Origin of the sequence: Thalassobacillus sp. CUG 92003, from assembly GCF_013618635.1 — a bacterium.
Lineage (GTDB): Bacteria > Bacillota > Bacilli > Bacillales > Halobacillaceae > CUG-92003.
The window spans coordinates 227,974-240,937 of the sequence record NZ_JABLSJ010000002.1; the positions used below are offsets into that span (position 1 = coordinate 227,974).

The 12,964-nt window shown below is 45.4% G+C and carries 12 protein-coding genes; 3 read left to right on the forward strand and 9 right to left on the reverse strand.

Annotated features, from left to right (window positions below):
* Window positions 1–70: 70 nt before the first annotated feature.
* Window positions 71–691: a response regulator gene (locus HOP45_RS03795; protein ID WP_181347577.1), complete on the reverse strand. Its 621-nt coding sequence runs from the start codon at window positions 689–691 to the stop codon at window positions 71–73.
* A complete protein-coding gene (locus tag HOP45_RS03800) occupies window positions 672–2,021 on the reverse strand; it encodes a sensor histidine kinase (protein WP_255437476.1) in 1,350 nt (449 codons plus the stop codon). Before HOP45_RS03800 ends, HOP45_RS03795 begins: the two co-directional genes overlap by 20 nt.
* 238 nt (window positions 2,022–2,259) lie before the next feature.
* Here HOP45_RS03800 and HOP45_RS03805 point away from each other — a divergent pair, with 238 nt between their 5' ends.
* The 3 genes from HOP45_RS03805 to asnB all read left to right on the forward strand — a co-directional run bounded on the left by HOP45_RS03805 (window position 2,260) and on the right by asnB (window position 6,348).
* Window positions 2,260–2,859: an anthranilate synthase component II gene (locus tag HOP45_RS03805; protein WP_181347578.1), complete on the forward strand. Its 600-nt coding sequence runs from the start codon at window positions 2,260–2,262 to the stop codon at window positions 2,857–2,859.
* Window positions 2,859–4,595: an aminodeoxychorismate synthase component I gene (gene pabB / locus HOP45_RS03810; RefSeq protein WP_181347579.1), complete on the forward strand. Its 1,737-nt coding sequence runs from the start codon at window positions 2,859–2,861 to the stop codon at window positions 4,593–4,595. The genes HOP45_RS03805 and pabB overlap by 1 nt, the downstream gene beginning before the upstream one ends.
* Window positions 4,596–4,842: 247 nt before the next feature.
* Window positions 4,843–6,348, forward strand: a complete 1,506-nt coding sequence (asnB, locus tag HOP45_RS03815; RefSeq protein WP_181347580.1) for an asparagine synthase B — start codon at window positions 4,843–4,845, stop codon at window positions 6,346–6,348.
* Between the two features lie 495 nt (window positions 6,349–6,843).
* Here asnB and HOP45_RS03820 read toward each other — a convergent pair whose 3' ends face one another.
* The 7 genes from HOP45_RS03820 to HOP45_RS03850 all read right to left on the reverse strand — a co-directional run bounded on the left by HOP45_RS03820 (window position 6,844) and on the right by HOP45_RS03850 (window position 12,615).
* Window positions 6,844–7,062, reverse strand: coding sequence for a hypothetical protein (locus HOP45_RS03820; protein WP_181347581.1), 219 nt, complete (start codon window positions 7,060–7,062; stop codon window positions 6,844–6,846).
* Window positions 7,063–7,187: 125 nt separating this feature from the next.
* Complete coding sequence (locus HOP45_RS03825; protein ID WP_181347582.1) at window positions 7,188–8,195, reverse strand: NADP-dependent oxidoreductase; 1,008 nt, start codon at window positions 8,193–8,195, stop codon at window positions 7,188–7,190.
* Window positions 8,196–8,295: 100 nt separating this feature from the next.
* On the reverse strand, window positions 8,296–8,757 hold the full coding sequence (locus HOP45_RS03830; RefSeq protein ID WP_181347583.1) for an SRPBCC family protein: 462 nt from the start codon (window positions 8,755–8,757) through the stop codon (window positions 8,296–8,298).
* Window positions 8,758–8,825: 68 nt separating this feature from the next.
* Window positions 8,826–9,194, reverse strand: a complete 369-nt coding sequence (locus HOP45_RS03835; RefSeq protein WP_181347584.1) for a DUF779 domain-containing protein — start codon at window positions 9,192–9,194, stop codon at window positions 8,826–8,828.
* Between the two features lie 24 nt (window positions 9,195–9,218).
* Window positions 9,219–10,739 carry an acetaldehyde dehydrogenase ExaC gene (gene exaC, locus HOP45_RS03840; RefSeq protein ID WP_181347585.1) on the reverse strand — a complete coding sequence of 507 codons (1,521 nt, stop codon included), beginning with the start codon at window positions 10,737–10,739 and terminating at the stop codon, window positions 9,219–9,221.
* 220 nt (window positions 10,740–10,959) lie between these two features.
* The gene (locus HOP45_RS03845; RefSeq protein WP_181347586.1) at window positions 10,960–11,832 is read right to left on the reverse strand and encodes a Cof-type HAD-IIB family hydrolase; all 873 of its coding nucleotides are present in this window, start codon (window positions 11,830–11,832) and stop codon (window positions 10,960–10,962) included.
* Between the two features lie 15 nt (window positions 11,833–11,847).
* Window positions 11,848–12,615: a DeoR/GlpR family DNA-binding transcription regulator gene (locus HOP45_RS03850; RefSeq protein WP_181347587.1), complete on the reverse strand. Its 768-nt coding sequence runs from the start codon at window positions 12,613–12,615 to the stop codon at window positions 11,848–11,850.
* Between the last annotated feature and the right edge of the window lie 349 nt (window positions 12,616–12,964).

The window sequence follows — 12,964 nt, forward strand, 5'->3', positions numbered from 1 at the left end:
ACTGAATGAGATGCAAAATGCCGAACGATCTTATCGATCAGTTCGGCATTTTTTCTTATGGTGATCGATATCAATGGGTGTACCATTGGTAAAGTTTCTTCGGACGGCCGATGCGCTGATGGCTGACAACCTGTTTCACTTTTCCCTCATCGAGTAAATGCATTAAGTAACGATAGACTGTCGGATAAGCGAGACCGATATCCTTTGATATTTCATCCACTGAACTCGGGTCTTTATGAGTTTTGAGATGGTGGGCGACGTGATCTAAAGTCCGTTTGCTGATGCCTTTTGCCGTAAATACTTCTTCGCCTCTGTCATGCATTTCTCTCATGTTCGCTAGTTGGACATGGAGTTGGATTCTCGAAATGATATCAGGCGCTTTGACCGGCTTCAATGCAAAGTCATTCGCGCCTTCCTCCAACATACGGTCCGCTACTTCCTGGCGTTCATCCACTGTCAAAACAAGAATCGGAACGTTGTGATTGTGTTTCCGAATTTCTCTGACAGTTTGCATACCATCCATCTCAGGCATGTGGTAATCAACCAGGATAAGATCGAACTGGTGTTTATGAAACAATTCTACCCCTTGCTTGCCATTCACCGCCGCTTGCGAATCCCACTTGGCATGTTTACATATTTCCTCCAGCATGAATCGCAGCGATTGGTCGTCATCAATGATTAGTATGTTCATTCCGTACACGCTCCTTTGGTAGATGGATCCAGAAGGCGGTTCCGGTTCCTTTTTCGCTTTTAATTGTCAGGGTCGCGTTATGATCTTTCACGACATTTTTGACAAACGTCAGCCCGACCCCAGGGTGTTTTTTAGTACTGTAGCCGGGATTCCAAATTTTCGCTTGTTCTTTTTTTGACATGCCCTTGCCATTATCTTCAACCCCCAGCCATACACCGTTTTCTTTTGCCTGAGTATGGATGGTAACGCGTGCCTCAGTCATTCCTTCCACAGCGTCACATGCATTATCGATGAGATTGATCATGACGCGTGTCATCCGGATTTTGTTAATGTAAATTTCGATTTCCGGATCGGCCTCGAGAGGGAAATCGAATGTTATATCGGCATCGCTCAGTTTATTGGAGCGGACATATTGAATCAATCGTTTAATGGTACACCAGTTTTTCTTTTCATCATAGAGAATTTCCGAAACCATTTCACTGGTGGAACGAATCGATTGGGAGATGTTTTCGGTATATTTTTGAATGTCTTGATCCGTCGTTTTTAATTGGATCAATGAATTCAAACCCTCAATTGTTGCCATCGGTGTTTTTAAATCATGAACGAGGTGAAGTGCTTCACGACCGGAGCGGGAAGCTACAGCCTCGCCACGGGCAATGGTCAAGTCTTGCGTGATTTTCCATTTTTGTTCACTCGAAGCAAGGTAAAAGGCTAGCACTAAAGCGTTAATGAGAAATATGGAACACAACAATAAACTGTAAAACGATAACGTGCCACCAAATCCAATATCAATGGCAATCGATTTCAGCTCGGTTGAGAAAGCGCCGCCTCCAAAGCCGAAAGCCGTTAACATGACGACTGTATCCAGCCACTGAAAGCCAAGCAGGAGCTGAGCCAACACAAAGGTCTTTAAAATGGGGCGAAGTCTTCCCTTTCCTAGAACGTGAAGTAAAAGAATCGCCATTAACAATAAAATGGCAGGACCGCCAAAATGATAATTGACGGGATTGTAGAGATTAATGCACGCATAAACGAGCGGGATGATAACGAGCGGAACGATAACCTTCAACCATGGCCGGTTGAAGAGGTAACCCAGCTCATCGCCAAGCAGCAATGCCCCGATATAATGGGGGAGGGCCCTGATCGTGTTCAAAGCCACAAGAATAAACGCAGCAATCATCAGCGTATTACCGGTAGGGTTTTGCCGGAGGTCTGCCATCATCTGCGTCAGCCCGACTTGCTCGGGGCTCAGCCACAAAGGCATTGTAATTCCGATCAAAATCATGATTATTTTAATCCAAATACTTTTTGATTGATAGAATACATTCATATTCGGCTCATCCTTACGAAATATACCTCATGTCCCGAATGTTTTCGGGGGAGGGTATTATCCTTTATTGTAATACAGGATTAACGTCCTTTCATCTGTTTTTTGATGAATTTTTATAATAAACGGTTAAAGAGGTAACGGTTCGGAAGCAAGGGTTGATAGAGCAATTCTAACATTTATGATAAAGTTTACTTATGTTAATAGAATATACGATTTTAGATAAGGGATGGTAGGCATCATGATTGTGATGATCGATAATTTTGATTCATTTACCTTCAATCTTTATCAATATTTTGCCCAGTTGGATTCAAACGTGCAGGTTTACCGGGCTCACAGCTTGACAGCACAGGATGTGTTACGACAAAAACCTGACTTGGTCGTCCTGGCACCTGGTCCAGGTTCTCCTGAGGACGCGGTAACATGTCGCCACATTTTGCATGCTCTCCAAGGAAAAGTACCGATCTTCGGAGTATGCTTAGGTCATCAGGTGATCGTGGAGCATTTTGGAGGCACTGTCATCAAAGGTACCCAACCGATGCATGGGAAAGTGACAGCAATAAAACACGATGGACGAGGGCTTTTTGAGCAGCTTCCATCGCCTATTTCGGTTACACGTTATCATTCATTGACAGCTTCACGAGAAAGGCTTCCAGGTTGTTTAGACATCACGGCAGCGACCGATACGGGTGAAATAATGGCTGTCCGACATCGGGATTGGCCGATCGCAAGTGTGCAGTTTCACCCGGAGGCAATTCTGACCGAGTTTGGATTCGAGATGATTCAAAACATGTACCGCCAGGCATTAGAATTCGAACCTAAAGAGAAGGAGCCTGTGTGATGACGGCACAACCGTGGATGCTTTTCGAATTCAATGAAGTTGGTGAAACGTCCCCGTTACTATTTGAGAATCCCATCAAAACGATCATAGCTCAGGATTTGCCTGAAGTTGCTCCTGCGTTTAATGAAGCACAAAGGGCTTTGAACGATGGCTATTATGTTGCCGGTTACGTTTCCTATGAAGCGGCTCCGGCGTTTGACCCGGCTTACCGCGTGCATCGGCAGCCTAACCTGCCGCTCGTCTGGTTTGGCGTATTCGCAGGCCCTGTCCAGGAATCGGTCCGGAGGGAAGGGGACTATCACCTCTCTAAGTGGTTGGAGACATCAGACTATGACACCTACCAAAATGGTATTGATACAATAAAGCAAGCCATAGAAGAAGGGGAGACGTATCAGGTTAATTACACAACGCGCCTGACAGCCAAAGCAACTGGCGATCCGTATAGCTTTTACCGGCAGTTGACACGAAATCAGCAGGCTCCTTATTCCGCCTTTTTAGACTTGGGTGAAACCCAACTATTGTCGGCTTCACCTGAGTTATTTTTCCGTAAAAAAGGAAATAAACTGACCACCAAACCGATGAAAGGTACATCACGCCGTGGTCGTTTTACTGCCGAGGATGATCGCGCGGCTGACGCCCTTTATTACTCTGAAAAAGACCGGGCCGAAAATGTTATGATCGTCGACTTGCTTCGCAACGATGTGGGGAGGCTGGCTGTTCCTGGGAGCGTCCGGGTTCCCAAGTTATTCGACATAGAAAAATATCCAACGGTTCATCAGATGACCTCCACAGTCGAAGGCACGTTACCGGAAAAAACGAACATATACGATATCTTTAAAGCACTGTTTCCGTGCGGTTCAATTACAGGTGCTCCGAAAATACGCACGATGGAATACATTGCTGCACTGGAGCCTGAGCCTCGCGATGTTTATTGTGGGGCGATCGGCTATATGACACCCGCGCAAGACGCTACCTTCAATGTGGCCATTCGAACGGTAACGATGGATCAAGCCAGAAAGAGGGCTGTGTATGGAACAGGGGGAGGCGTCACCTGGGATTCCACTTCTGAAGGAGAGTTTGCTGAAATGAAAACGAAAGCACGCTTGTTAACCGAATCCCGGACTGACTTTCAATTGCTGGAAACAATGAAGCTTGAAGAGGGCACCATCTTTTTATTGAAAAGGCATGTGCAACGATTGCTGGACTCAGCCCGTTATTTTGGTTTCGCTCTACACATTGAGGTATTGAAGCATAGACTCCAGCAGGTGGTCTTATCCCATTTGAACGGTGTACACAAGCTCCGGTTATTACTGAGTAAAGATGGAAGCATTGAAATAGAAACAACGCGGCTGAATGCTGGACTGAGTTCTGTCGTCTGCACGCTTGCTGCTGAGCCTGTTAATGAACAGGATCCTTTTTTATTTCATAAAACCACCCACCGTGACATATATAATCAGCACGCAATAAAAGCAGGGGATAGCTACGCCGTCTTGTTATTTAACACCAAAGGAGAGTTGACTGAATTTACGACTGGGAATGTGGTCGTTGAAGAGGGAGGTCACTATTTTACACCCCCCATTGAGTCGGGTTTATTAGCTGGGACGTTTCGCAACGAACTAGTAGAACGAGGGAAAGTCAGGGAAAAAGTGATTTACAAGCATGAACTAGCGAGCTTTGAGAGGGTCTGGTTTGTTAATGGCGTCCGTGAATGGGTGCTTGTACTTATGAGGGATTAAAAACAAGCCCTGCTAGACAGCAGGGCCTGTTTTTTTGATAGGATTGGCAATCGTGTAGTAAATTGGCTGGAATGCCGCCATATTCACCTCTTTTGTATGGATGTGGGAGGTATACATCATTCAGTGCGACATACTCATATAAACAGCAGATAATGCGGTTAAAAGCGATTTGTCAGGAAGGTTCCATCGTAATAGGCTTGAATTTGTATTTAAAAGCAAGCAAACCCATTAGGAGGCCTAAACACACATGTGTGGCATATTTATCTCAACAGGAGAAATGAAACAACGTGAAATGGAAGATATTCTCGATTGCATGTATCACAGAGGACCTGATGAAGGCAAGTCTGTGCTATTGAAAAATGTTCACCTCGGACATCGTCGCCTATCGATCATTGGACTGGACGACGGCATCCAACCGATTTCAAATGAGCAGAAAGATCGTTGGATTGTATGCAACGGGGAAATCTATAATTATAAAACATTGAAAGCCGACTTACAGGATCGCACAACATTTCTTACGCATTCTGACAGTGAAGTCGCCTTGAAATTAATCGAGGAAGAAGGGCCGGAAGCCATTCAAAAGCTGGAGGGCATGTTCGCCTTTTTCATATCGGATGAGAAGCATAACAGTTTCATCGTTGCGCGTGACACGTTAGGCATCAAGCCATTATATTACGGCGCAGACGATGAAGGAAAGCTCGTGTTTTCGTCAGAACTTAAAGCGATCTATCAGGTCGTCGAAGAAGCACATGAATTTCCGCATGGCCATTATTACACTCCGGAAGCAGGGTTTGTCAGTTTCCGTGAAGTGACAGCCCCCGATGTAAGCCAGCAAACAGAGCGGATCGATGAGCACAGTCAGAACATTCGTGAGGCGATGGAGCAAGCTGTCCATAAGCGCATGATTGCTGACGTTGAGGTAGGGGTGTTATTGAGCGGCGGCCTAGACAGCAGTTTGATTGCAGCCTTAGCTAAAAAGAAGCAGGAAGGCCAATATCCGCTCAAATCATTTTGCGTCGGTTCAGAAGGAAGTGCTGACCTCATTAACGCACGCAAAGTCGCCGAAGCCATCGGGACAGAGCATTACGAATATATTTACACTGAAGAAGAGTTGCAGGAAGCCATTTCCCACGTTATCTATCATTTGGAATCCTACGAGCCTTCGTTAGTCAGAAGCGCAATACCGAATTATTTCGTATCAAAATTGGCTTCTCAACACGTAAAAGTCATTTTATCAGGGGAAGGCGCTGACGAACTCTTTGCGGGTTATGGTTATTTAAGTGAATTCCAAGATACGGATAAGCTTAATCAAGAAATCATTCGGATTTTAAACACCCTTCATAACGTAAATTTACAACGAGCGGACCGTATGAGCATGGCTCATTCGTTGGAACTACGGGTTCCGTTCCTGGACTTGGACGTCATAAAAACAGCCTTGGATATTCCGGCTTCATTAAAAGTGCAAAAACCAGATCGGATCGAAAAATGGATGCTGCGCCAGGCTTTTGATGGCCATGTGCCTGATGAAGTGCTTTGGAGGAAAAAAGCTGAATTTTCGGAAGGAAGCGGCGCTCTGGATATCCTGGATACGCACGCAGAGCAGGTTATTTCCGATCAGCAATTTGAGGAGCTGAACGAGCAAGCTCCGGTGGAATTGCGTTCTAAGCAGGAATGCTTGTATTTTAAACTATTCAAAGAGCATTTCCCTTATCCAACGATGCTCAACACAGTTGGCCGATGGGCAACTGCGTAAAGGGAAGAAGCTGATTCAAAAAAAGGACTTTGGTTGCTTTATGGTATGCAAGCTTGGGTTGGCTGGGAAATAACTCGCTTTCCTGCGGGGAACCGGCGAGCCTCCTCAGTCGCTTTGCTCCCTGTGGGGTCTCGCCGAGCTCCTTTTCCCGCGGGAGTCTCGTCATTTCCCAGCCAACCCATCTTTATTTTGATGAACAGATCCTTTATTAGGAGAATAAATAAGCAGCAGATCAGAGTTGAGAAAGTTTAGATTAAGCTACCAAAGCCTGATCACTTATCCTTCGTAGCGGTTCAAACTATGGCTGTTTCTAGAGTGCAAAAAAGTTATTCCAGTGGTAACGGGGTTTCAACGTTATACATGTTGTCTTCATTCATACTCCAATACCGACCTTCTACACCTAAATCCACGGAGCTCTTATAATACCCTATCTTAAGTAGCGTTTTTCCATCACTATTGAAATGCAATTCATATTCTGGGGATGCAAAGTCCATATTAGCTGTTGAAGCTGTTCGTTCTTGCACGATCTAATTCTTTTACTAGTTCTTCAATGAACACTGTATCATCAATAGTTGCCACCAGTTCACCACTCTTCCATTCATAAACATCGATACGTGTAACAGTGTCGTCACCTAGGTTCAGGTTACTGTTTTGGCATCCTATTAATAGAAAAGAAAATAGTAAGAGTATAGCAGCCAGAGTAAGTTTTCTCATCAATTTCCCCCTTATACGGCGTTGCTGCTCGTGGCAAGCGGATGTTTTCCATATATATCAAGTTTATATAGAAAGTAGTCTATTAGAAGAAGCCATTTCACAGTAGAAATGGCTTCTTTTAACCGTTATTTTGGTTCAGCTACTTTAACCAGTTGTTTTCCGATATTTTCGCCTTCAAATAGACCAAAGAAAGCATGCGGAATCTGGTCAAATCCTTCTTTTACAGACTCTTTGTAGGTAAGTTTCCCTTCCTGCAGCCATTGAGCTAAATGCTGAAAGCCTTCCTTAAACCGGTCCTGATAGTCTGCGACGATAAATCCTTTCATCAAAGCACTTGATTTGATGAGGTGCATCTGCATGCGTGGACCTTGATCATTTGGCACGTTATAGGAAGCAATGGCGCCGCACTGGGCGATTCTAGCGTATTTATTCAACAACGGGTAAACCGCATCGGATATCGAGCCTCCGACGTTATCGAAATAAACATCAACACCTGAGCCACATGCTTGCTCAAGCGCAGCGGGAACATCTTCTTGCTTGTAATTAATCGCATAATCAGCTCCTAAGGTTTCCGTGATGAAGCTTGTTTTTTCTTCGCTCCCGGCGATGCCAACCACGTGGCAGCCGTGCAGTTTGGCAATTTGGACGACTGTGGAGCCGACAGCTCCCGCCGCTCCGGAAACGACGACAGTTTCGCCTTCTTTAGGTTGTCCGATGTCCATGAGACCAAAGTACGCCGTAAGACCTGGCATACCAAGAATACCTAATGAGGTTGTGACAGGCCCGAGATTCGGATCAATTTTTCGTAGATTCTGCCCGGAAACGGATGCGTACTCCGTCCAGGGGAGAGACCCAGTCACGATATCGCCAGGTTGAAACCGGTCGGATTGGGATTGTTCAACTTGGCCGATGGCGCCTCCTTCGATCGGTTTATTCAATTCAAAAGAGGCGACATACGATTTAGCGTCGCTCATGCGACCTCTCATGTAGGGATCCACGGATACGTAAAGCGTACGAAGCAATACTTCCCCTTGCTTAAGGTCGGGTATTGACGATTCAACTATATTCAGATGTTCCTGAGTCGGTTCAGCTTCCGGTCGTTTAACTAAATGAATCTCGCGATTGCTTGCCATGTTCTCAGCTCCTTATGTCAAGTTAATCGGATGATGATCTTCAAGACCATCCCATAAATGATTATAAAATCTATGAAGCAACCATTTCACATAATCTGTTTTAGGTGTGTACCTGGTACTCGTTCTCGGCTACCGATTTAACGCGTTCGACAAATTGGACGACCATTTTATCGCTGGCGAAGAGTAGAATTAATTTAACGTACCACTTGAGGGGGTGGTTGGTGGCGGTATAATTAAAATGAGTGCGGGCTTCATCCAGCTTTTCCAATCGATAGTCTGCCGTAATCTCAAATAGTTTAGCTAGCGAAAATCCGATTTTCATTTGTTTGTAATCAGATGTGTCCTGATAGGCAAGTGTTTCAACGTGGTATTCTTCGATGCGGTTTCCCTCTTGATATTTTTGCAGATAGATACTCCCCACACCTTCTTCTGTCACTTTGATCGGTTCGTGCTCAATCACTTGCGTCATGATTTTTTGCATGTTTTCCAGCGAGCCGTCAAACAGCTTCCACACTTCTTCAATAGGTGCTTCAATGACGGTGTCTCTTGTCCATTTCTTCATCGTTCTCCTCCTTAATCCAGCGATTAAAAAACCTGACGGATCTGTACATCCGCCAGGTTTTACAACTATTATACCATGCCTTCTTCTCTTAGTTCCTTATATTCCTCATCAGAAAATGCGCGTGATCGGCTGAGGAACCGTTTCCCTTCTACGCCTTCGAGGGAGAACATGCCGCCACGTCCCTCGACAACATCAATGATCACTTGCGTATGCTTCCAATACTCATATTGTTGTTTGTGAATATAGAAGGGGGTATCTCCAATTTCTCCCAGCAGCACATCCTGACTGCCGGTCATCAGTTCATCTTTCGGAAAACACATGGGGGAGCTCCCGTCACAGCAGCCACCAGATTGATGGAACATGAGCGGACCATGCTTTTCCTTTAGTTTTTCGATCAAAGCAAGTGCTTCATCTGTCGCTACAACTCGCTCGATCATGGTGAGTCACCTCCTGGTTGGATTTTAAAAGAATCCAAGCTTTTGTGGGGTGTAGCTGACTAGCAAGTTCTTCGTTTGCTGATAATGGTCTAACATCATCTTGTGGTTTTCACGGCCGACACCGGACATTTTGTAGCCGCCAAATGCAGCGTGAGCCGGATAGGCGTGATAACAGTTTGTCCACACACGGCCTGCTTCTATACCGCGTCCGAAGCGGTAAGCGGTGTTGATATCACGTGTCCATACACCGGCACCAAGGCCATACAATGTATCGTTGGCGATATTCATTGCTTCATTCTTATCTTTGAAAGTCGTAACAGAAAGGACAGGACCGAAAATCTCTTCCTGGAAGACCCTCATGCTGTTATTCCCTTTAAAGACAGTCGGTTCAACGTAGTACCCTTCGGAAAATTCACCTTCCATTTGGTTGCGGCCGCCGCCGACGAGACATTCCGCACCTTCTTCTTTACCGATTTCAAGATATGACATGATTTTTTCCATTTGCTCAGACGAAGCCTGAGCACCCATCATAACTTCAGGGTCGAGCGGGTTGCCGACTTTAATGGATTTTACGCGTTCAATCGCTTTTTCCATGAATTTATCATATATGGACTCCTGGACTAAAGCGCGCGATGGACACGTGCAGACTTCACCCTGGTTGAGTGCGAACATAACAAGACCTTCGATCGCTTTGTCCATGAATTCGTCATCTTCATCCATCACATCTTCAAAGAATATATTAGGTGATTTGCCACCAAGTTCGAGGGTGACAGGGATGATATTTTGGGAAGCATATTGCATGATCATCCGGCCGGTCGTGGTTTCGCCAGTGAATGCAACCTTATTCACGCGAGGATTTGCTGCCAATGGTTTGCCGGCTTCCAGACCGAAACCGTTGACGATATTCAATACGCCTGCTGGTAAGAGATCCTCAATCAATTCCATGACATACAGCAGGGAAGCAGGTGTCTGTTCAGCCGGTTTGAGCACAATAGCGTTCCCGGCTGCCAGGGCAGGTGCAATTTTCCAAGTAGCCATAAGGATTGGGAAGTTCCATGGGATAATCTGTCCGACAACGCCTAGAGGTTCTTGGAAATGATAAGCGATGGTATCGTCATCAACCTCACCGATTGTTCCTTCTTGAGCGCGTATAACAGATGCAAAATAGCGGAAGTGATCCACAGCCAGCGGTATATCTGCATTGAGTGTTTCACGTACCGCCTTCCCGTTTTCCCACGTTTCGGCAACGGCAATTTGCTCAAGGTTTTCTTCTATACGATCTGCGATACGGTTTAGAATGAGAGAGCGTTCTGTAGCAGAGGTCTGCCCCCAGGCTTCTTTGGCTTCATGTGCAGCATCCAAAGCAAGTTCAATATCTTCTTCTGTCGAACGAGCTACTTTGCAAAAAGCTTTACCTGTGACGGGGGTGACGTTATCAAAGTATTCCCCTTTGATGGGAGCCGTCCATTTTCCGCCAATGAAATTGTCATATTTCTCTTTGAATTGTACGATGGAACCTTCAGTGTTAGGAAATGCGTATACCATAACCATTCCTCCTGTATCCATTCTATTATTTATTTGCAACCGCTTTCAAAAACGTGCCATCAAAAGGGCCGCAGACACTTTGAATCTACCACTTAGTCTGAATATTGTCAATTATATGAAACTATCCAGACTAATGTAATAGATTCTCCCACCCCGTACCCGCCGTATGTTACGCCTTCTGACAAGAAGTGACGCCATACAGCCTGCCGACTTTGCTGATTCAACCTGTCATATCGCTGCCGTGTAACTGGAACAAAATGCGAGCTACGCCATGTTCATCGTTACTGGCTGTCACTTTATCACTTGCCAATTGAACGGCTTCCACGGCATTCGCCATAGCGATCCCCTGACCAGCTTCAGATATCATCGAGAGATCGTTGTGGCTGTCTCCAAAAGCGATCGCTTCTGATAAATCCAACTTCAGTTCGTCGGCTAATTTTGCCAGTGCGTTGCCTTTGGAGGCCGCCCGGTGTTCCAATTCAAAATTGTGGTCAGCCGAACTGACAATGGTTAAATCTTGTGAGTCGTGGAATTTTTTCCAACCTGCATCGAGCTTCTCCTGGGAAAATGAAAAAGCGAGTATGTTGAACACATCTGCTTCACTTTCGGCAATGTCGAGATAAGAGTTGATAAAAGCGAACCCCGTTTGGCTGTTTTGTTTTGCAATCGCCTCATACAGGGGTTCAGGGTTGATGTCAGGATTGGCACTCGTTATGCGGTCGATTTCGATTTCAAGGATTTCCGAGCGGTTCAAAGGTGTTAAGATATGGTCGTTACTGAAGACTTCGTAATAGTAGTCTTCTTCTTCCAGCCATTTTAAACTTTCAATCGCTTGGTGCTTTTCAATTGGTTGAGAAGCAAACAGGGTCCCGTCCGGCTTATGGATGGTCGCGCCATTGGCTCCGATAATCCAAGTCCGGATTCCTGTATCTTTAAATAGTGCCAGCACATCGAAATGAGCCCGCCCCGTCGCAATGACGACCTCAATACCTAGTGATTGCGCATATTCGATGGCTTCGATATTTTTCCTGCTTATCGTGTGGCTGCTTGTCAGCAATGTTCCATCTAAATCGATGGCTACAATCTGTGCCATAAAATCGCTCCTTCTTTATTGATCTGATTGGGTAACAAGTAATTCAACATGATGTGTGTCTAATAAATCGAGAAAATCAGCTTCCGGGGTTTGATCGGTAATCAATAAGTCGATCTCATCCAGCGTGGCATATTGAAATAGGTCGGTGATGCCTATTTTGGAATGATCCGCCAGAGCGATGACCTGCTTGGATTGTTGAACGATTTTGCGTTTGACCATGCCGTCTTCTTCATGAGCTAGAGTCAGCCCATGTTCGGAGATTCCGACAACGCCAATGAACGCTTTATTCACATGGTAATGGGACAACTTATCAATCACAGACGTTCCGTACAAGAATTTATGCTCTTTATGAAGTAAACCGCCTAATAAGTGTATGTTTGCTTCGGAGTTAGACGATAAGATGTCGGCTTGATTGATGGAGTTGGTAATATATGTTCCGTCCATATTGTCAATTTGTTCTGTACAAAATTCTACCGTCGTGGAGGCATCCAGAATAACGGTATCGCCTGGGCGGATGAGGGAGGCTGCTCTTTTGCCGATTTCCCGCTTTTCTTCAGACCCCGTCTCCAATCGATGAGAATAATCCTTTATGGTGTTGTGTGAAGAGGGGAGGATTGCGCCACCACGCGTTCGGATGATGACGTTATCTTCTTCCAAACGGACGAGGTCACGTCGTGCTGTGTCCCGTGATACGTTAAAAATCGAGCAGATTTGATTGATTGTGATGCGTCCTTGCTGTCGGAGATGGTCCATAATTGAAATTAATCGTTCTTCCTGATACATCAAGCACCCGCCTTTACTGTAATGGATTGCAAGTATTTATAAGTAATTATAAGTTAAAACAAGCTAATTATGCAACATAAATAAGTGTTTGTAATGATTTGAGGAGGTGCTGGGTTCGTTATCGTATAAACGGGGGGGTGGCTTGGAAACAATTCGCTTTCCTGCGGGGGGCGGCAAGCCTCCTCGGTCGTTGTAACTCCCTCTGGGGTCTCGCCGAGCCCCTTCTCCCGCGGGAGTCTCATCGTTTCCAAGCCACCCCGCTATTATTTTTAAGAACGAACCCTTATATTGGTAATAGCTCACACAAACATGTATCGCACCCGGACGTTTCTATAGGTCTGCATGGGCT